Raw genomic sequence first — 18,955 nt, forward strand, 5'->3', positions numbered from 1 at the left:
CGCCGATACCCGACCGGCCGGTCGCCGGCGGGATGGAGGGCAGGCTCCCTCGCCGTTGAAGGAGCCTGACGTCGACCATAGGCAGTTACTCGTGAGGAATGGGTCACAGGCGGGTCACGGTTGCGTCAGGGGCCGTCCCGATCCGGGAAACGGCCTCGCGGCGGGTCCGCCGAGGTGACGGGGGCCGTACGCCCCTACGATGGACCGGGTCGCCCGAGGAGGGGCGGCCCGCGAACCATCAACGACAGGACGAGGGAAGTCATGACACTGCGCATCGCCGTCTTCGGCGAGAACCGGCACGAGAAGGTCGACCCGAAGGTCCAGGAGATCTATCCCGAGGGCATGCACGCCGTGATCGCGGAGGCCCTGCGGACCCTCCTCGCGGCCGACGGCGTCGAGGCCGAGGTGCGCATCGCCCTGCTCGACGACATCGAGGAGTCCCTCTCCGAGGAGGCGCTCGCCGAGACCGACGTGCTCACCTGGTGGGGCCACATGGCGCACGAGGACGTTCCCGACGAGATCGCCGAGCGCGTGGTGCGCCGCGTCCACGAGGGCATGGGGCTGATCCCGCTGCACTCGGCCCACTACTCCAAGCCCTTCAAGAAGCTGATGGGCACCACCTGCAACCTGCTGTGGCGCAACGAGGGCGAGGAGGAGCGGGTCTGGACCGTCAACGGCTCCCACCCGATCGCCCGCGGCGTGCCGCACCCGATCGTCGTCCCCGAGCAGGAGATGTACGGGGAGATGTTCGACATCCCCGCCCCCGACGAGCTCGTCTTCGTCTCCTCCTTCGCCGGCGGCGAGGTGTTCCGCTCCGGCGCCGTGTTCCGCCGAGGCAAGGGCAAGGTCTTCTACTTCAGCCCCGGCGACCAGGAGTACCCCGTCTACCGCCAGGCGGAGATCCAGCGCGTCCTCGCCAACGCCGTGGTCTGGGCCCGGCCCGAGGGGCGCGAGGCCGCCCCGGTGAAGATCGCCAACGCCCCGCGCGATTGGTTCCGCGGGGACGACGAGGACGGGGTCGCGCGTGTCATCTGAGACCAGGACGCTCACCGACACCTCCGCCGCCCCGACGCCGTCGGCCTCCCTGACCGGCTTCCCCCGCCTGTCCGCGGAGCGTCCCGCGCGCGTGGTCGTCGTCGGCGCCGGCTCGATGGGCAGCTGGTGGGCCCGGGAGGTCGTCGCGAGCGGGGTCGCGGAGCTCGTCGGCGTCGCCGACCTGGTCGAGGGCGCGCCGCAGCGCGTGATCGACCAGTCCGGCGCGGAGGACCCGGCGGCGGTCGCCGTCGGCGCCGACGGGGTCGACCTCGCCCTCGAGCTCGGCGCTGACCTGATCGTGAACCCGACCGTGCCGGTCGCCCATCATCCCGTCACCGTGAAGGCGCTGCACGCGGGGATCCCGGTGCTCGGCGAGAAGCCCGTCACCGAGACGCTGCCCGAGGCGATCAGCCTGCTCGCGCACGCCGAGCTCACCGGCGTGCCGTTCATGGTCTCCCAGTCCCGACGCTTCTTCCGCCAGGTGCGCCAGCTGCGCAGCTTCGTCGCCGCCCACGGGCCGACGGTGATGACCAGCGCCTTCTTCTCCCTGTTCACGGAGATGGAGGGATTCCGCCGCACCCAGGACCACCCGCTGCTGCGCGACATGGGCATCCACGCCTTCGACACCGCGCGCTACATCCTGGACGCGGACCCGGTCGCGGTCACCGCTCGCGGGACGCGCCCCGAGTGGAGCGTCTACCACCACGACGCGACCGTCAGCGCGACCTTCGAGATGTCCGACGGGTCCCTGTTCGCCTACCACGGCACCTGGAACGCCCGCGGCCGTCCGACCTGGTGGAACAGCGAATGGCGGATCGGCGCCCAGCACGGCTCCGCCACCTGGGACGGCACCGGTGCCCCGGTCGTCGGCACCGAGGACGAGGAGGAGACCGCGCGCCTGCAGGCCGCGATCGACGCCGAGACCGCGCCCGAGCCCGACCAGATCGCCGCCTCGCTGGTCGAGTGCGTCTCCGCGCTGCGCGAGGGCCGCACCCCGATGTGCGAGATCCACGAGAACGTGCTCAGCTTCGCCATGGTCGAGGCGGCCGTCGCCGCCGTCGAGCGCGGGGAGCGGGTCGAGATCGACGAGCTGCTCGAGCAGGCGCGCGTCGAGGCGATCGCCGCAGAGGCCGACGAGCAGGCTCGCGAGATCATGCGCTCCTGGAGCAGCGTGCGCGAGGCGCTCGTCGCCGGCTCCTGAGCCGAGCCGCCGCGCCCCGAGAAGTCACCGGGGCGCGGCGGCGAGGTGACCGCACGCGGACATGCAAAAGGCCCCTCATCGCGATGTTCTCGCTGATGAGGGGCCTTTCCTTCTGCGCGCCCGGAGGGATTCGAACCCCCAACCTTCTGATCCGTAGTCAGATGCTCTATCCGTTAAGCTACGGGCGCTCGCCAGCTGCGCTGACCTGGACTACTCTAGCGGGCCCTCGCGGCCGGCGCCAATCGATGGGCCATGACCCTGCTCACAGGAGCGGGGCCATGGCCCGCGGCGGTCACCAGCCCGACTGCTGAGGGGGCTGCGGGGAGCCGGGGCCCTGCGGCCCGCCGGGGTTCTGGCCGCTGTCGGGATGGGCCCACGGAGGCTGCTGCTGGCCCTGCGGGGAGCCATGGCCGCCCTGCTGAGGGGCGCCCCACTGCTGATCGCCCTGCGGGGCCGCGGGCGGCGAGCCCTGCCCCCACTGCTGACCGGACTGGGGTGCGGGCGGGGGAGAGGCCTGGCCCCACTGCTGGCCGCCCTGGCCGCTCTGCACGCCCTGACCGCCCTGAGGTGCGGGCGGCGGCGAGCTCTGGCCCCACTGCGCGCTCGGCGGAGCGGCCGGGGACGCCCCGGACGCGGCGCCGACGGACGCACCGGCGCCGTAGCCGCCGGGCACGCCCGAGGAGGCGCCGGCCTTGTTCTTCCGCGAGCGGACCACGAGGAAGACCGCCACGGCGGCCGCGAGCAGGAGGAGGAAGCCGATCACGACGACGGCGATGATCACGATGACCCAGCGGAAGCTGTTCGCCTCGGCGCGGATGTCGATCCCGTTCGCGATCTCAGCCGCATCCGTGAAGACGACGGTGCTGCCGTCGATCTGGCCGCCGGAGGACTCGATGATCTCACCGGGGAAGATGAAGGTCATCGAGAACTCGAAGCCGTAGTCCGCCAGGGTCGGGTCGGCGAGGTCGCCCAGCCCGGCCTGCGCCGGGTCGAGGGTGAAGTGGTACTCGCCGTCCTCCTCGACGAGGTCCAGCCCGTTGCCGAACTCCTCGTTGTCGACCACGCCGGTGATCTTGCAGCCGTACATGCCGTCGGCCTCGTACGGCTCGACGGTCGGGGCGATCTCGCCGGCCACGCCCGACTCCTCGCCCTCCATCTCGGCGCACATCTCCTCGGCGGAGGAGTACTCGGACCCGATGAGGGAGGTGTCCAGGCCGATGTCCATCGTCACGTCGATGGTCTCGGCATCCTTGATGTCGAAGGTCGCGTCGAACTTGCCGCAGCCCGCGAGGACCATCATGAAGGGAACGAGGAGGAGCGCGAGGAGTCTGCGCCGTCTGGAGATGCTGGTCATGGGTCCCCCGTCGGGTCGCGCACCGAGGTGCGTGGCGCCACCGGGTGTGACGCGCTTCCCGGTCAGCGTACCTGCGCAGGAGGGAGCGCGCGGTGGGGAGAACTCCCCATCGCGCGCGGTCCGGTCGCACGGCTCCGATCGATCGGAGCCGGGGCGACCGGCTGCTTCCAGAACAACCGGCTACTTCCAGAACATCAGCATGCCGCCGCCGACCATCAGCACGCCGAAGCCGACGGCGAGGTTCCAGTCGCCGATCGGCAGGGGCAGCTGCCCGGCGGTGATGTAGTAGGTCACCAGGTAGGCGAGGCCCAGGATCAGGAAGACCACGGCGGCGGGGGCGAGCCACTGCGGGTTCTGCCCGGCGGCCGCGACGCGGCGTCCGGTGGTGCGGGAGGTCTCGGCCGCGGCGGCCCGGCGCACCGATGTGGCGCGCGTGGAGTCCTTCGCCTTCTCGGGCACCTCGCCGCCGGCGGTCCTGCCGGTCTCGCCCTTGCTCTTCTTCTTCCCGGACGCGCCCTTCGTCGCGCCGCGACCGACGGGGTCCTTGCCGGCGGCGCCCCTGCGGCGCACGGGGCCCTTCGCGGAGCCCCCGGCGGGCTTCGAGTCCTCGGCCTCCGCGGTCGCGTCCTCCGCGTCCGCCATCGTGTCCTCGAGGTCCGTCGCGGCGTCCTCGGCCTCCGCGGTCGGGTCCTCGGCGTCCGGCGTCACGTCCTGCGGGTCCGTGCTCGCGGCCTTCGCGCTCGACGTCGCCCGGGCGGACGACTTCTTCCTGCTCCTGGCCATGGAACGATGCTCCCTCGACGCGGCCGTCGCGCGACCGTGCCGCGCGGATCCGCGGGTGCGGACCGTGGCCTAGGGTAATGGGCGTCCGGGACGCGCGCGAAGCGAGGAGTGACGATGGAAGCACAGGACGCCCCGTCCGGGCGCCGTCGCGGCCGTGCCCGGGGGCGCGTCGGCGTGGCCCTGGTGATGGTGCTGTGCGGCGTGCTCTTCGCGACCACCTCCCGCCTCGCCGCCGGCGGCTCGATCCGTGACGAGAGCAGCGACGTCGCCGGGGTCCTCGCCGATCGAGGCCGCACCATCGAGGAGCTCACCGAGGACAACGCCGACAAGCGCGCCGAGATCGAGGAGCTGCGCGGCCAGGGCGCGGGCGCGGCGACCGCAGAGCGCACCGCCGAGGTCGAGGACGCCGTCGGCCTCAGCGAGGTCTCCGGACCGGGACTGCGGATCACGCTGACCGATGCGCCCTCGAGCGCGCTCGGCGCGATCCCGGGCACCGAGCCCGACGACCTCGTCGTCCACCAGCAGGACCTCGAGTCCTTCATCAACGCCCTGTGGGCCGGCGGCGCGGAGGCGATGATGCTGCAGGACCAGCGCGTGGTCAACGGCAGCGCCTTCCGCTGCGCCGGCAACACCCTGCTGCTCGAGGGCCGCGTCTACTCCCCGCCCTTCGTCATCACCGTGATCGGCCCCGTCGAGGAGATGACCGAGGCGCTCGACTCCTCCCAGAACGTGCAGCTCTACCGCGAATGGGTCGATCACGTCGGCCTCGGCGAGAAGGTCGAGACGCTCCAGGACACCACCCTGCCCGCCTATGTCGGCCCCCTCGCCGTCGACGCCGCGGTGAGCCGGTGAACGCCGCCCGGCGGGCCGGCGCCTCCCACCGCGGCCGGCCCCGCGGGCCGGGCGTGCTCGGGGTCCTCGGCGAGCTGCTGCTGACCGCCGGGGTGCTGCTGGGCCTGTTCCTGGTGTGGCAGCTGTGGTGGACCGACGTGATGGCCGACCGCGAGCAGGCCGGGATCCTCGACGGGCTCGAGCAGGAATGGGGCGCCGTGGACGAGGAGCGGATCGCCCCGCGGCAGGACGGTCCGCCGCCCGTCCCCGCGACGCCCGAGGACACCATGGTCTTCGGCACGATGCACGTGCCCGCCTTCGACCGCGACCGCTTCCCGCTCGCCGAGGGCGTGGACCTCGAGCAGGTCCTCAACGTCAAGGGAGCCGGCCACTACCCGGAGACCGCGCTGCCCGGCCAGGTCGGGAACTTCTCCGTCGCCGGCCACCGCAACACCTACGGCCGCGTCCTCGAGGACATCGCCGGCCTCGAGAAGGGTGATCCGATCGTGGTGGAGACCGACGAGGCCTTCTACGTCTACGAGGTCACCGAGTCGCTCGTGGTGATGCCGGACGACGCCTGGGTGATCGCCCCGACGCCCGGCGAGAGCGGGGCGGAGCCCACCGAGCGGATGCTCACCCTGACCGCCTGCCATCCGATGTACTCCGCGCGGGAGCGCTACATCGTCCACGCGGAGTTCTCGTACTGGACGGACCGGGCCGACGGGATCCCCGAGGCTCTCGCGCCCGCCCCCGACGCCGCCGAGGAGGGCTGATGTACGCCTGGCTGTTCCGACTCCTGCCCGGACCGCTCTGGGTGCGGATCCTGCTGACCGTGCTGGTGCTCGCCGCGATCATCGTGGCCCTGTTCGGGTGGGTGTTCCCCGCGATCGCGCCCTTCATGCCCTTCAACGACGGACTCGTGGGGGCGGTGGCCGCCACGGGCTGACCGGAGGAGCCGGCCGACGGGCTCAGCCCGCGGTCATCAGGGGCTTCAGCCCCTCCGAGCGCTCGAGGGCGTCACGGCCGTCGCACAGCTCGAGGAAGCGCGCCAGCATCAGGTGCCCGTTCTCCGTGAGCACCGACTCGGGATGGAACTGCACCCCGTGCAGGGGCAGCTCCCGATGGGCCAGGCCCATCACCATCCCGTCTGCGGTGCGGGCGGTGACCTCGAGCTCCGCCGGGATCGTCTCCGGCACCACGGTGAGGGAGTGGTAGCGGGTCGCGGTCATGGGGGAGGGGGCGCCGGCGAAGACGCTCCTGCCCTCGTGCGTGAGCTCGCTGGTGCGGCCGTGCATCAGCTGCGGGGCGTGGTCCACGCGCGCCCCGAAGTGCTGGCCCAGCGCCTGGTGCCCGAGGCACACCCCGAGCATCGGCACCCGCTGCTCGGCGCAGCGGCCGATCACGTCCAGGGAGCGACCGGCGGTGGACGGATTGCCGGGGCCGGGGGAGACCAGCACCCCGTCGAACCCGGTGAGGTCGACGGCGCCCGTGTCGTCGGCGGGCACCTCGTCGTTGCGGACCACCGTCGTCTCGGCCCCCATCTGCTGGAGGTAGCCGACGATCGTGTAGACGAAGCTGTCGTAGTTGTCGATCACGAGGATCCGTGCCGCGGACTGCTCAGCCATCGCCGTTCCCGTTCCCGTTCCCGTTCCCGTTCCCGTTCCCGGCGCCCGCGCCGCGTCCGTTGTTCCCGCCGCCCTGCGCGGCGTCGTCGCCCTCGTCCTCCGGCGGGTCCGTGGTCGGAGAGGGGCTGTCGCTCGGCTCCTCGGTCGGGCTCGGCTCCTCGGTCGGGGTGGGGGTCGGCGTCGGCGTGGGCGTCGGCGTCGGGGTGGGCGTCGGCTCCGGGCCCTTGGAGACCACGATCGTGATCGTGGTGCCGCGGTCGACCTGCTCGTTCGCTGCGGGCTCGGTGCGGATGACCTGTCCCTCGGGCACCGAGTCCGAGAACTCCGAGGTCGGGGTGGTACCCGTGAAGCCGGCGTCGGACAGGGTCTTCTGCGCGTTCTCGAGGGTCTGCCCGGCGACGTTCGGGACCGCCACGGGACCCGGTGCGGCCGCGATCACGAGGTCGACGGTGGAGCCGTAGCGGGCGGGGCTGCCGCCGGCCGAGGGCGTCTGCGAGAGCACGGTGCCGGGGTCCTCGCCCGCCTCCTCGCGCTCCGCGGGATCCGGGACCTCGAAACCGCGGGCCTCGAGGGTCTCCTTGGCCTTGTCGAACTGGACGCCCTCGACGTTCGGGACCTCGACGTTGCCCGAGGCGAAGCGCACCTCGACCTCGGTGCCCCGGTCCACGGACTGCCCGCCCTGGGGAGACGTGCTCGCCACCGTCCCCGCCTCCTGCGGGACGTCCTCCGCCTCGCCCTCGGTCATGGTGAGTCCGACGGCCTCGAGGGCCGCCCGGGCGTCCTCGCGGCTCTTGCCCTGCAGGTCCTCGGGCACCGTCACCGCGTCGGGGCCGCCGGAGACCGTGACAGTGATGGGGCTGCCCACCTCGACCTCCTGGCCGGCGGGCGGGTCCGTCTCCATGACCTCGCCCTTGTCGACGTCCTGGGAGGGGGTCGGCTCGAAGGTCGGGTCGAGCCCGGCCTCGGTGAGCGCGCTGCGCGCCTGGTCCTCCGTCTGCCCCACCACGTTCGGGACCGCGACCGTCTCCGGCCCCCGGTCCCACGGCCGGAAGTAGGCCAGCGCCGCGGCGATCAGGCCCAGGGCCACGAGGGTCACCAGGACGATCAGCCACCACGGCCGCCTGCGCTTCTCCTCGGGCTCCACCTCGTCCCCCGAGCGCAGGGCGAGGGGCCCGGTCGCGGGGGAGGGCGCGGAGCCGGTGCGCCAGTCCTGGGGCCGCATCGCGGCGGTGCCCGCCGCGCCCGCGACCGAGGCGCTGCCGGCGGTCGCCGGCAGCGCCTCGGTCGCGTCGTCGAGCGGGCTGAGCACGGTCGTGGCCTCGGGGTCGTCGTGTCCCGGCAGCGCGCCGGCGACCAGCGCCGGGGCGCGCCCGGCGACGACGGCGGCGATGTCCCGGGAGAAGGCGACGGCGCTGGGGTAGCGCTGCTCGCGGTCCTTGGCCAGGCCCGTGAGGATCACCGCGTCCAGCGCAGGGGTCACGGCCGGGTTGTAGGCCGAGGGCGGCTGCGGGTCCTCGCGCACGTGCTGGTAGGCGATCGAGACCGGGGTGTCGCCGGTGAACGGCGGGCGCCCGGTCAGCATCTCGAACATGACGCAGGCGGCGGAGTAGATGTCCGAGCGCGCATCGACCAGCTGGCCGCGCGCCTGCTCGGGGGAGAGGTACTGGGCGGTGCCCATCACGGCCTGGGTCGCGGTCATGGCGCTGGTCGCGTCTGCGACCGCGCGGGCGATCCCGAAGTCCATCACCTTCACGGCGCCCGCGGAGTTGATCATGATGTTGCCGGGCTTGATGTCGCGGTGCACGATCCCGGCGCGGTGGGAGTACTCCAGCGCGCTGAGCAGCGCGGCCATGATCTCCCCGGCCTGGATGACGTCCATCGGGTGCTCGGGGTCGATGTACTCGCGCAGGGTGCGTCCCTCGACGTACTCCATCACGATGTACGGGATCGTCACCTCGGAGCCGGTGATCGTGGTCTGCTGCTCCTCGCCGGTGTCGTACACGGCGACGATCGAGGGGTGGTTCAGGGACGCGGCGCTGTGCGCCTCACGCCGGAAGCGCTCCTGGAAGTTCGCGTCCCGGGCCAGGTCGGAGCGCAGCACCTTCACCGCGACCGTGCGGTGCAGGCGCGTGTCCTCCGCGAGGAACACCTCCGCCATGCCCCCGGTCCCGAGGATCCTTCCCAGGTGGTACCGACCACCCAGGATCACCGTCTCTCCGCTCACTCCACACCCGTCCTCGTGCCGTGGCCGACACCGATCGATCCGACCATCGTAGTTGCTGACATCGCCTCGCCCGACGTCGTGCCCAGGCCCGCCGGCGCCGAGGCGTCGATCGCGCCGAGGGGCAGCAGTCCCAGGCCGCCCGCGACGGCGACCGCGATCGCGACGACCACCAGGATCAGCAGCACCAGGCCCGGCACCGACATCCCGCCGACCCGCCGCCCCGTGCTCGTCCCGCGCACCGTGCGCGAGGAGGCCGCGGTGTCCACGTCGTCGAAGGCGCCGCCCGAGAAGGCGCGATCGGCGCCGTCGGCGGTGCTCGCCGCCGAGGCCGCATGCAGCGGGGAGGGGGCGCGGTCGCCGCGCGGGGCCGGGGCGGGCGAGGCCGCGGAGCGGGCCGAGCTCGCCGACGGGGCCGAGCGCGCCGAGCCGCGTCGCGGGGCGGAGCCGGCCGAGGCCGCCGACAGCGCCGAGGGGCCCGAGGCCCCCGAGCGATGGCGGATGCCGCGGCTGCGGCCCGACAGCGGCAGCGGCATCGCCGCGGTGCGCGTTCCCGTGGGGGAGGCGCCGGGGCGCTGAGCCTGCTCCCCGGTCCCGGAGCCGGCGGGCCGCACCCGGTTCTCGCCCGTCCAGTCGTGGTCCTCGACCCGCGTCACCGGGATCGCCCCGGTCGTGAAGCGCGGCTCGACCCCGCGCTGGATCGCCTCGAGGATCCGCGCGACCGCCGCCGCGGAGCGGGGACGGTTCGCGGGCGCCTTGGCCAGCATCATCATCACCAGTCGCCGCAGGTCCGCGCCGATCGCCTCCGGGAGCTCCGGCGGCTGCTGCTTGACCTGCGCCATCGCGATCTCCACCTGGCTGGAGCCGGTGAAGGGGCGGCTGCCCACGAGCATCTCGTAGGCGACGATGCCCAGGGCGTAGATGTCCGAGAGGGAGGTGGCCTGCTTGCCCATCGCCTGCTCGGGGGAGAGGTACTGGGCGGTGCCCATGACCAGGCCAGTCTTCGTCAGCCGTGCCTGGTCCTTGCTGCGCGCGATCCCGAAGTCGGTGATCTTCATGGACCATCCGTCCTTCTCGTCGACCAGCACGTTCTCGGGCTTCACGTCGCGGTGCACGACGCCCTTGGAATGGGCGGCGTCCAGCGCCCGGGCGAGCTCGATCATCAGCTGGACAACGCGCTTCTCGGGCAGTCCGCCGGGGTTCTCCTCGATGATGTCCGAGAGGGGCCGGCCGGGGCACAGCTCCATCACGATGTAGGCGCGGCCGTCGAGCTCGCCGTAGTCGTACAGCGCGGCGATGCCCTCGTGGGAGAGGGCGGCCGTGTGTCTCGCCTCGGCCCGGAAGCGCTTGAGGAAGCCCTCGTCGCCGGCGTACTCCTCGCGCAGCACCTTGATCGCGACATCGCGCTCGAGCTCCTGGTCGCGGCCCTTCCAGACCTGCCCCATTCCGCCCGTGGCGATGAGCGAGGCGAGCTCGTACCGTCCTTCGAGCACGAGCCCCGGTTCGGTCCTCATCGCTGGATCACCGCCTCCATCACGTCACGGGCGATCGGCGCCGCGGTGCGCGACCCGTATCCGCCCTCCTCGACCACGACCGCGACCGCGATCTTCTGCTCGTCCGTCTGTCCGTACCCGACGTACCAGGAGTGGGGGGAGCGGTCCTCGCCCCACTCGGCGGTGCCGGTCTTGCCGCCCACCTCGACGCCGTCGATCGCCGCCGCCGAGCCGGTGCCGTCCTTGACCACGCCCACCATCATCTGCCGCATCTGCGCGGCGTTCGCGGCGGACAGCGGCTGGCCGACCTCCTTCGGGGTCAGCTCGGAGACTGTGGAGAGGTCGCCCGTGCGCACGGCCTGGACGAGCTGCGGCTGCATGACCACGCCGTCGTTCGCGAACGCCCCGCCGACCATCGCCATCTGCAGCGGGGTCACCCGGGTCTCGTACTGCCCGATCGAGGTGGTCGCCAGCTGTGCGTCGTCGAGGTCCTCGCCGATCCGGGAGGGCGTCACGCCCATCGGGATCGAGAGGTCCTGGCCGAAGCCGAACTCCTCGGCGGTGCTGCGCAGCTGGTCCTGTCCGATCTCGACCCCGAGCATGCCGAAGGAGGTGTTGCACGACTGGCGCAGCGCCTCGGCGAGCGTGGACTCGTCGTCCGGGCCGCACGGCTCCTGGCGCCCCTCGGAGAAGTTGTTCATCACCGAGGAGGAGTTCGGCAGCTCGTACTTCCCGGGGCCGGGGATCACCGACTCGGCGGTGTAGTCGCCGGTCTCGAGCGCCGCGGAGGCCGTGACGAGCTTGAAGGCCGAGCCGGGCGGGTAGAGGTCCCCGCCGATCGCACGGTTGGTCAGCGGCCGCTCGGGGTCCTCGTTCAGCGAGGACCAGGCGGCCGAGACCGCGCCGGTGTCGTGGGAGGCGAGCTCGTTGGGGTCGAAGCTCGGTGCGGAGACCATCGCGAGGATCGCGCCGGTCTCCGGGTCCAGCGCCACCACGGCGCCGCGCCGGCCGTCCAGCGCGTCCCAGGCCGCCTGCTGGGCGGCGGAGTCGAGGGTGAGCTCGACGCTCGCGCCCTGGTTCTCGCGGCCCGAGACGACATCGGCCAGGCGGTGGTAGAACAGCGAGTCCGCCTCGCCCGAGAGGGTGTCGTTCAGCGAGCGCTCGATGCCGGTGAAGCCGTAGACCACCGAGTAGTAGCCGGTGATCGGGGCGTACATCGCGCCGGGGTCGTAGGTGCGCAGGTAGCCGTAGGTGTCCCCGGACTCCTGCGAGGTCGCGATCGCGTGCCCGTCCACCACGATCGGCCCGCGATGGCGGCCGTACTCGCTCTGGAGGGTCCGCTGGTTCTGCCCGTGGGCGGCGAGCCGGCCCTGGGCGACGACCTGGAAGTAGGTGGTGGAGGTGAACAGCAGCACGAAGAGCACGCCGACCACCAGCCACACATGGCGCAGGGGCTTGTTCACGCGATCGCCTCCTGGCCGGAGCGGGCGGGGGAGCCGGGCAGGGTCCCCTCCACCTGGCGGGCGGCGGGGCGCCGGGCCGCGTCGGACAGCCGCACCAGGATCCCCGCGATGATCCAGTTGCACACCAGCGAGCTGCCGCCCGCGGCGAGGAAGGGGAGGGTCAGGCCCGTCAGCGGGATCACCCTGGTCACGCCGCCGACGACGACGAACACCTGCAGCGCCATCACGAAGCCGAGGCCCCCGGCGAGCAGGGTGCCGAAGCCGTCGGAGATGCCGACGGCCGCGCGGATGGCGCGCTGGACCAGCAGCAGGTAGAGCAGCAGCAGCGCGAAGGCGCCGACCATGCCCATCTCCTCCGCGAAGGAGGAGAAGATGAAGTCGGACTCGGCGTGCGGCACCATGTCGGGCCGCCCCTCCCCGAGGCCGGTGCCGACCAGGCCGCCGTTGGCGAGCCCGAACAGGCCCTGGCTGATCTGCTCGCAGGAGGAGTAGTTCTCGCCCGAGAGCGGGTCCAGCCAGCAGGTGATGCGGGTGCGGACATGGCTCATCTGGGTCGCGGCGAAGACCGCCGGCGGCAGGAACATCACCGCCCCGATCACGAGCCAGCTCAGCCGGTCGGTGGCGACGTAGAGCATCACCACGAACAGGCCGAAGAACATCAGCGAGGTCCCCAGGTCCGTCTCGAAGACGAGCACCGCCATCGCGAAGCCCCAGGCCACCAGGATCGGGCCGAAGTCCGACCAGCGCGGCAGATGGATGCCCAGCACCTTCGGGCCCGCGAGCGCGAGGGTGTCGCGCCGGGCGACGAGATAGCCGGCGAAGAAGACCGCGAAGGCGATCTTCGCGAGCTCCGCGGGCTGGAAGCTGAAGCCCGCGACGGAGATCCAGATCTTCGAGCCGTTGCGGGCCGAGCCGATCACGGGCACCAGCGGGAGGAGCAGCAGCACGCCGCCCGCCACGGCGCTGATCCAGGTGTAGCGGCGCAGCCAGCGGTGGTCGCGCAGCAGCACCAGCAGCGCCACGCACAGCACCACCCCGATCACGGCCCACAGCATCTGGCGGTCCGCGCTCGCGGAGCTGCGCAGCCCGTAGATCTCGTTGGCGGCGTGGACGGACTCGATCATCGTCACGCCCAGGAGGTTCAGCAGCACCACGATCGGCAGGATCACGGGATCGGCGTAGGGGGCGCGCCACATCACGGCGATCTGGAGCACGGCGACGAGCACCAGCGCGCCGATGCCGACCTGGAGCAGCTTCGCGGGCAGCTCGTCGAAGCGGCCCAGCCCCACCAGGGCGTAGGCCCCCACGCCCACCGCCACCGCGAGGAGCAGCAGCAGGGCCTGGATCAGGCGGCGCGGCCGTGCGGTGTAGGAGACGATGGTGGCCACTACGTCGCCTCGCCCTCGTCGGGGGAGCCGGCCGTCGGCAGGGGCGCCATGCCGTCCGCGGCCCCCTCCTCGGCGCCGCCGACGTCGGAGGCGCCGCCCCCGTCGGAGGGGGAGACCGCCGTGGGCGGCCGGTTCGCGGCCGCCGCCTGCTCGAGACGGTCGATGATCTGGTCGGCGCCCTCGCGGTCCGAGGCGCTGATCGTGCTCTCGACCTGCTGACGCGTGATCTCGGGGAGGTCCTCGATCTCGATGTCGGTGACCTCGAGCGGCTCGGACAGGGAGACGGGGCCGAGATCCTGGGCGAGTCCCTGGTAGAGCACCACCCGGGTGCCGTCGGTGCCGACGTAGTACTGCCGCTGGGACCAGGCGTAGCCGCCCCACAGCAGCCCGCCGAGCAGCGCGACCAGCAGCGCCAGCACGACGACGGCGGGCCAGGGGCTGCGCCGCGGCGGCTCCTCCTCGGAGAAGTCCTCGTCCTCGTAGGGGATCTCCGGCTCCTCGCGGGTGAGCGCGGCGGCCTTCGCGGCGGGGCCGGAGGCGGTGGTGGGCCGGTGTCGGTTCCGCGCCGCGGAGCCGACGATCTGCGGGGTCGTGGACGGCGCCTCGACCCCGCGGGGGAGGGCGTCGAGGTCCACGACGTCGGCGACGATGCAGGTGATGTTGTCGGGGCCGCCGCCCTTCAGGGCGAGCTGCACGAGCGCGTCGGCGCACTCGCCGGGGTCCTCGATGTCCTTCAGGGTCGCGTCGATCGTGTCGAGGGAGACGAGCCCGGAGAGGCCGTCGGAGCACAGCAGCCAGCGGTCGCCCACATGGGCTGCGCGCAGCGAGAGGTCCAGCTCGGGATCCGCGTCGACGTCGCCGAGCACGCGCATGAGCACCGAGCGCTGCGGATGCCGCTCGGCCTCGTCCTCCGTGAGTCGGCCCTCGTCCAGCAGGCGCTGGACGAAGGTGTGGTCCTTCGTGATCTGGACGGTCTCCTCGTCGCGCAGGAGATAGGCGCGGGAGTCGCCGATGTGGGCGAGGGCGAACTTGCCCTCGGCGCGCAGCAGCGCGGTGATCGTGGTGCCCAGGCCCCGCAGCTGCGGCTCGTCCCGTGCGCGGCGCAGGATCTCCTGGTTCGCCTCGAGCACGCTCTCCTCGAGGGTCGCGACGATGTCGGAGGCCGGGGTCTCGGAGTCCAGGGCGGCCAGGCGCCCGATCGCGACCGAGGAGGCGACGTCGCCGCCGGCGTGGCCGCCCATGCCGTCGGCGACCACCAGCAGGTGGCTGCCCGCGTAGGCGGAGTCCTGGTTGTTCGAGCGGACCAGGCCCACGTCGGAGCGGGCGGCATAGCGCAGGGCGATGCTCATCGCGGACCTCGTCTCAGCTCGATCTCGGTGCGGCCGATCCGCACCTGCGCCCCGGGCCGGAAGGGCACCGCGCCCTCGATGCGCCGCCCGGAGACCAGGGTTCCGTTGGTCGAGCCGAGATCCTCCACCATCCACTCGTCCTCGCGCTGGAAGACGCGGGCGTGTCGGTTGGAGGCGTAGTCGTCGTCGAGCACGAGCGTGCACTCGGGGGCCCGGCCGATGAGGATCGGGGTCGAGCCGAGCGTCAGCGAGGTGCCGCGCAGCGGCCCGGCGGTGACGACCATCGCGGCCTGGGTGACCTCCGGATCGGTGCGCAGCGAGGCCGGATCGGCGCCCGCCTCGGAGGCGGCGCCGCCGATCGGGCCGGAGGCCGGTCGCTGCTCGCGGCGCGGGTCGCGGCTGGAGCGGGTGACGACGGTGGTGCCGAAGAGGTCGTTGCGCAGCACGAGCACCACGACCACCACGAAGATCCACAGCGCCAGGACGAGGCCCAGACGCAGGGCGACGAGGGTCAGTTCGCTCATGGGGCGCTCACCAGGCCGCCGGGGTCGAGCCCGGCAGCAGGACGGTCAGGCGCGTCCGCCCGATCTTGATCAGGGAGCGGTCGTGCAGCGGGACGGGCGTGCGGATGCGCTCGCCGTCGACGAAGGTGCCGTTGGTCGAGCCGAGGTCGGTGGCGACCAGGGACGAGTCCGGCTCGGCGCGCAGCTCGAGGTGGTGCCGGGAGACGCCCGTGTCCTCCAGGATGATGTCCGCGTCGCCGCCGCGGCCGATCACCGTGACGGGGCCGGTGAGCAGGTACTGCTGCCCGTCGATCTCGACGATGGGGCTGCCGCCGGGGCTGTCCTGGGCGGCGCCGGTCGCCGGGGCGACGCTGCCGCGCTCGGTGCGGGACTCGGTCTCGAAGCGGCCCTGACGGACCTCCTCGTCCTGCTCGAGGGCGACGGAGACGGCGCCGACGAACATGTAGCGCTGCTTGTCCGCATGCTCCATGAGCACGCGCTGGAGCTCGTCGAGGAGGGTGTCCTGCCAGGAGGAGAAGCGCTCGAAGTCCTGCGGGTGCAGGTAGACGGTGTACACGTTCGGGGCCAGGGTCCGGGTGCGGTCGAGCACCTGGATCTGGTCGTCGCACTCGCGCTTGAGGCCCTGCGCCAGGTCGAGGGGCTTCAGCTGCCCGCGACCGGGCGAGAACACGCTCGTCACGCCGCGGTCGAGGCTGCGCTCGATCCGATCCAAGATCCCCACGGTGGTCCTTCGCTCTCGCTGGGCTGCCAGGTGCGGGCAGCGACCCGTCGACGGTGCTGCGCGCCCCCCGATCGTAGCGCGTGGCAGGGCGCCGACCGGGCGCGCAGGGCGCGGAGGCGGCGAGGGAATCGTGCAGGAGAGGTGAAGGCGGCGGTCCCGGGACGTCGCTGCGCCCCGGCAGCACGCCGGGGCGCAGCGGGCGGGTCGGACGACCCGTGGTCCGGTCCGTGCCTCAGCGGATCAGCACCCGCTGGCCGGTGCGGAACCAGCCGCGCGCCCACAGGTAGTCCGACGCGCCCACGGAGATGCGGCTGCAGCCGTGCGAGGCGGGATAGGTGGGGATCGAGGTGGAGCCGTGGATCGCCCAGCCGCGGTCGTAGTAGCCGGGCCGGTACAGGTTCCCCAGCGGCCCGTTCTGCCAGCCCCCGGAGTACAGGCGGTACATCCGGAAGTCGCCCTTCGGCGTGGTCGCCGTCTTCCAGCGGCCGCCGGAGTAGTAGCGCTCCCCGCTGCCGGTGGAGGTGTTCAGGATGCAGGCGATGCGGCCGCCCCCGGTGAGGATCAGCAGCTGCCGGGAGAGGTCGACCTCGAATCCGCTGCCGCTGGTGATCCGGCGGCTCGGCTGCTTCCCCGCATCGAGCGCGCCCCAGGTCCTCGCCCCGACCACGCCGTCCCGGCCGAGGCCGGCGGCCTTCTGCACGGCGAAGACGGCCTGCTGGGTGAGGTGCCCGAAGCTGCCGTCGGGAGTGCGGCACCAGTAGCGCAGGGCGTTCAGCCGCTTCTGCAGGGTGGTCACCGCGCTGCCGCGGTCCCCCTTGCGGAGCGTCGGTCCGGCGGCGTCGGCGGCCCCGGTGCCGAGCGCGAGCCCGGCGCCGAGCGTGCCCACGCCCAGCAGCAGGAGTCGTCGGCTCGGGAGCGCGAGGGGCGGGAGCGCCCCGGCCTCCCCGGCCTCCGGCGGTCGGTCGGCTCTCGGTCTGATCGTCAGGTCCATCGGTGGTCTCCCCTTCGAGTCCTCTCGCCCGGTGCTCTGTGGAGCGGGCGATCGTGCGGCACCCGGGTTCGGGCCCGTCGACGGACAGACTGCTGGGTCAAGAGATGGTAAACAAGAGGAAAAGTGTCCAGGTCGCGCCGGGTGATGTGAAGGAAATGTGACGCCGCAGGCAGTCGGGCGAAACGGGCAAGTCACGATTCTGTCACGAACCGCCCGAAGCGGGCCTCCAGGGCTCCTGGACGGATCTCGGACGCGGCCCGGCGGACCGTCGGGAGCGGCCCGCCCGCGCCCTCCCGCCCGTGCCATAGTGGAGCGCGTGCAGCCCTCCACCGCGCCCGTGATCCCCGTCGACCTCGACGCCGCCCACGCCCTCGGCGTCACGGACGCGGGCGGGACCGTCCACCTCCAGGGCGAGACCGGGCGGGTCCTCGACCTCGCGAGCGTCTCCAAGCCCCTGGCCGCCCTCGGCGTGCTCGTCGCCGTCGAGCGGGGCCTGGTCGACCTCGACGAGCCCGCCGGGCCCGAGGGCGCGACCGTGCGCCACCTGATCGCGCACACCGCCGGCTACCCCTTCGAGGGGGAGGAGACGGTCGGCGCGGTCGGCGCCCGCCGCATCTACTCCAACACCGGCTTCGAGGTGCTCGCCGCCCACGTCGAGGAGTCCACCGGCTACGACTTCCCCGAGTGGATGGAGCAGACCGTGATCCAGGGCCTGGACCTCGTGGACCTCGAGGTGGACGGCTCCCCGGCCGCCGGCTACCGCGGCACCGTGGCCGACCTGCTGGTCGTCGGCCGCGAGCTGCTCGCGCCCACCCTGATCTCCGACGTCCTCCACGAGGAGATGCGCACGGTGCAGTTCCCGGGGCTCGCCGGGATCCTCCCCGGCTACGGTCGCCAGACGCCGAACGACTGGGGCCTCGGCATGGAGATCCGCGGGCACAAGGACCCGCACTGGACCGGCGCGCACTCCTCCCCGCGGACCTTCGGCCACTTCGGCCAGTCCGGCTCCTTCCTCTGGGTCGACCCCGAGGCGGGCCTCGCCGCCGCCTTCCTCGGCGAGCGGCGCTTCGGCCCCGACCACGTGCGGATCTGGCCCGGGATCACCGACGCGATCCTCGAGCGCTTCGCCGGGGGCGGGACCGGCCGATGAGCGCCCTCGCACTGCTGGACGAGTTCGGCTTCGAGACCGCCGCGATCGTGCTCGGCCCCGAGGGGGAGCGGGAGCGGCGCGGCGACGTCGAGCGGATCCGCCCCTGGCGCTCGGTCACCAAGGCCCTCACCGGCCTCGGCGCCGCGCTCGCCCTCCAGGAGGGGCGCGTGTCCCTCGACGACGAGGCCGGCCCGCCCGGCGCCACGCTCCGCCACCTCCTCGCCCACGCCTCCGGCTACTTCTACGAGTCCGACGCGACCCTCCAGGCGCCGGGCCTGCGCCGCCACTACTCGAACTACGGCATCGACGAGGCCGCCCGCCACGTCGAGCGCGCCGTCGGCAGGGACTTCGGCGACTGGGTCCAGGAGCGGATCGCGGACCCGCTGGGGATGACGGGCCTGGAGTGGGAGGGCTCCGCCTCCGTCGGCGCCTCCGGCGCCCTCGTCGACCTCGCCCTGCTCGCCGCCGAGCTGCAGCACCCCACGCTCCTGGACCAGGAGGTCCACGCCCAGCTCGTCGGCGTCCACTTCCCGGAGCTGGTGGGCATCATGCCGGGATTCGGCAAGCAGGACCCCAATCCCTTCGGGCTCGGCATCGAGGTGCGCGGCACCAAGTCGCCGCACTGGACCGCGACCACCGGCAGCGAGCGGACCTACGGCCACTTCGGCATGCGCGGCACCGCCTTCTGGATCGACCCGGAGGCGGACCTCGCCCTCGTCGTCGGAACCTCCCACGACTTCTGCGACGCGCACCGCGAGATCATGCCGCGCCTCGGCGACGCCGTGCTCGCCGCGCACCGCTGACGCGATAGCGTCCAGGACGACCC

General features: G+C 72.9%; 18 protein-coding genes and 1 tRNA gene. 7 read left to right on the plus strand and 12 right to left on the minus strand.

Translation table 11 applies throughout. The annotated features are described in order from the left end of the window. Positions 1-261: 261 nt before the first annotated feature. Both DS079_RS09910 and DS079_RS09915 read left to right on the plus strand, forming a co-directional pair. Positions 262-1,035: a ThuA domain-containing protein gene (locus DS079_RS09910; protein WP_126987041.1), complete on the plus strand. Its 774-nt coding sequence runs from the start codon at positions 262-264 to the stop codon at positions 1,033-1,035. Further along, a complete protein-coding gene (locus DS079_RS09915) occupies positions 1,025-2,236 on the plus strand; it encodes a Gfo/Idh/MocA family protein (RefSeq protein WP_164736190.1) in 1,212 nt (403 codons plus the stop codon). The genes DS079_RS09910 and DS079_RS09915 overlap by 11 nt, the downstream gene beginning before the upstream one ends. A 115-nt stretch (positions 2,237-2,351) precedes the next feature. On the opposite strand, the gene DS079_RS09920 is transcribed toward DS079_RS09915, so the two are convergent. The 3 genes from DS079_RS09920 to DS079_RS09930 all read right to left on the minus strand — a co-directional run bounded on the left by DS079_RS09920 (position 2,352) and on the right by DS079_RS09930 (position 4,373). Next, a tRNA-Arg gene (locus DS079_RS09920) sits at positions 2,352-2,424 on the minus strand. Between the two features lie 104 nt (positions 2,425-2,528). Continuing rightward, positions 2,529-3,590 carry an LppM family (lipo)protein gene (locus DS079_RS09925; protein ID WP_126987044.1) on the minus strand — a complete coding sequence of 354 codons (1,062 nt, stop codon included), beginning with the start codon at positions 3,588-3,590 and terminating at the stop codon, positions 2,529-2,531. A gap of 180 nt (positions 3,591-3,770) precedes the next feature. Beyond that, positions 3,771-4,373 carry a cell division protein CrgA gene (locus tag DS079_RS09930; RefSeq protein ID WP_241237621.1) on the minus strand — a complete coding sequence of 201 codons (603 nt, stop codon included), beginning with the start codon at positions 4,371-4,373 and terminating at the stop codon, positions 3,771-3,773. A 114-nt stretch (positions 4,374-4,487) separates the two neighbouring features. Between DS079_RS09930 and DS079_RS09935 the strand changes: the two genes are divergently transcribed. Genes DS079_RS09935 through DS079_RS09945 form a run of 3 tightly spaced genes read left to right on the plus strand, consistent with a single transcriptional unit; the run spans position 4,488 to position 6,150 of the window. After that, positions 4,488-5,225, plus strand: coding sequence for a DUF881 domain-containing protein (locus tag DS079_RS09935; RefSeq protein WP_010549444.1), 738 nt, complete (start codon positions 4,488-4,490; stop codon positions 5,223-5,225). Then, positions 5,222-5,977, plus strand: coding sequence for a class E sortase (locus DS079_RS09940; protein ID WP_126987046.1), 756 nt, complete (start codon positions 5,222-5,224; stop codon positions 5,975-5,977). Before DS079_RS09935 ends, DS079_RS09940 begins: the two co-directional genes overlap by 4 nt. Continuing rightward, a complete protein-coding gene (locus DS079_RS09945; protein WP_126987050.1) occupies positions 5,977-6,150 on the plus strand; it encodes a hypothetical protein in 174 nt (57 codons plus the stop codon). Before DS079_RS09940 ends, DS079_RS09945 begins: the two co-directional genes overlap by 1 nt. A 22-nt stretch (positions 6,151-6,172) precedes the next feature. Here the strand turns inward: DS079_RS09945 and DS079_RS09950 are convergent, their stop codons facing one another. From DS079_RS09950 to DS079_RS09990, 9 genes are all read right to left on the minus strand, one after another. Continuing rightward, complete coding sequence (locus DS079_RS09950) at positions 6,173-6,829, minus strand: anthranilate synthase component II (protein WP_126987053.1); 657 nt, start codon at positions 6,827-6,829, stop codon at positions 6,173-6,175. Next, positions 6,822-9,053 (minus strand): Stk1 family PASTA domain-containing Ser/Thr kinase, encoded by a 2,232-nt coding sequence (gene pknB / locus DS079_RS09955; protein ID WP_126987056.1) that lies wholly within the window; start codon positions 9,051-9,053, stop codon positions 6,822-6,824. Before pknB ends, DS079_RS09950 begins: the two co-directional genes overlap by 8 nt. Then, positions 9,050-10,564 (minus strand): serine/threonine-protein kinase, encoded by a 1,515-nt coding sequence (locus DS079_RS09960; protein ID WP_126987059.1) that lies wholly within the window; start codon positions 10,562-10,564, stop codon positions 9,050-9,052. Before DS079_RS09960 ends, pknB begins: the two co-directional genes overlap by 4 nt. Beyond that, complete coding sequence (locus DS079_RS09965) at positions 10,561-12,006, minus strand: peptidoglycan D,D-transpeptidase FtsI family protein (protein WP_126987062.1); 1,446 nt, start codon at positions 12,004-12,006, stop codon at positions 10,561-10,563. Before DS079_RS09965 ends, DS079_RS09960 begins: the two co-directional genes overlap by 4 nt. Continuing rightward, positions 12,003-13,394 carry an FtsW/RodA/SpoVE family cell cycle protein gene (locus DS079_RS09970; RefSeq protein WP_126987065.1) on the minus strand — a complete coding sequence of 464 codons (1,392 nt, stop codon included), beginning with the start codon at positions 13,392-13,394 and terminating at the stop codon, positions 12,003-12,005. Before DS079_RS09970 ends, DS079_RS09965 begins: the two co-directional genes overlap by 4 nt. Next, entirely contained in the window at positions 13,394-14,743 is a 1,350-nt protein-coding gene (locus DS079_RS09975; protein WP_126987067.1) for a PP2C family protein-serine/threonine phosphatase, read from the minus strand. Before DS079_RS09975 ends, DS079_RS09970 begins: the two co-directional genes overlap by 1 nt. Further along, positions 14,740-15,267, minus strand: a complete 528-nt coding sequence (locus tag DS079_RS09980) for an FHA domain-containing protein FhaB/FipA (RefSeq protein WP_053916043.1) — start codon at positions 15,265-15,267, stop codon at positions 14,740-14,742. The genes DS079_RS09975 and DS079_RS09980 overlap by 4 nt, the downstream gene beginning before the upstream one ends. A 7-nt stretch (positions 15,268-15,274) precedes the next feature. Next, positions 15,275-15,988 carry an FhaA domain-containing protein gene (locus tag DS079_RS09985; protein ID WP_053916044.1) on the minus strand — a complete coding sequence of 238 codons (714 nt, stop codon included), beginning with the start codon at positions 15,986-15,988 and terminating at the stop codon, positions 15,275-15,277. A 232-nt stretch (positions 15,989-16,220) separates the two neighbouring features. Then, positions 16,221-16,979 carry a L,D-transpeptidase family protein gene (locus DS079_RS09990; protein ID WP_126987070.1) on the minus strand — a complete coding sequence of 253 codons (759 nt, stop codon included), beginning with the start codon at positions 16,977-16,979 and terminating at the stop codon, positions 16,221-16,223. 316 nt (positions 16,980-17,295) lie between these two features. On the opposite strand from DS079_RS09990, the gene DS079_RS09995 reads away from it, so the two are divergent. Together DS079_RS09995 and DS079_RS10000 are read left to right on the plus strand one after the other, a co-directional pair. Beyond that, the gene (locus tag DS079_RS09995) at positions 17,296-18,129 is read left to right on the plus strand and encodes a serine hydrolase domain-containing protein (protein WP_164736191.1); all 834 of its coding nucleotides are present in this window, start codon (positions 17,296-17,298) and stop codon (positions 18,127-18,129) included. Continuing rightward, a complete protein-coding gene (locus DS079_RS10000; RefSeq protein ID WP_126987073.1) occupies positions 18,126-18,932 on the plus strand; it encodes a serine hydrolase domain-containing protein in 807 nt (268 codons plus the stop codon). The genes DS079_RS09995 and DS079_RS10000 overlap by 4 nt, the downstream gene beginning before the upstream one ends. Positions 18,933-18,955 lie beyond the last annotated feature (23 nt).

Source organism: Brachybacterium paraconglomeratum, from assembly GCF_003994255.1.
GTDB lineage: Bacteria > Actinomycetota > Actinomycetes > Actinomycetales > Dermabacteraceae > Brachybacterium > Brachybacterium conglomeratum.